Genomic DNA, 428 nt, shown 5'->3' on the forward strand with positions numbered 1-428 from the left:
TTAAGGGCCGATAGCGGGGTCTGGGGCGGCAGCCCCAGCGGGGTCGAAGGGGCGGAGCCCCTTCACAGGATGGGACGGGTAGGGGCGGCGGGGGCGAAGGAAGCTCTCACCGAGGCTCCGGCGGCCGCTGCCGAGGCATGTTCGGCCGGGCCCCATTGACCGGCGGCAAGCCGAACCGTCCCTGCCCCGCCCCCAGGTCCTGCCGAGTCCCCCCGCCCACCGCCGACTGGATCCCCATCGGCGCGGACCCCGTCCGGAACTCCACCATCCAGTCCGCCGTCTCCGCCCGCACCAGCTCGGTGACGTCCTCCGAGAACCGCCGCAACACCCCCAGACACCGCTCGGCCGCCTCACTCGCCGTACCCTCGGCCGGCCCCAGCACCTCCCGCACACTCTCCGTCGCCCAGTCGAACTGAAGCATCTGCAAC

At 72.9% G+C, this 428-nt stretch carries 1 protein-coding gene; it reads right to left on the bottom strand.

Annotated features, from left to right (window positions below):
• Window positions 1-106: 106 nt before the first annotated feature.
• The coding region (locus tag ADK36_RS11830; protein ID WP_159391117.1) for an SLATT domain-containing protein at window positions 107-428 on the bottom strand (322 nt) is incomplete at its 5' end.

Origin of the sequence: Streptomyces viridochromogenes, assembly GCF_001270495.1 — a bacterium.
Lineage (GTDB): Bacteria > Actinomycetota > Actinomycetes > Streptomycetales > Streptomycetaceae > Streptomyces > Streptomyces viridochromogenes_A.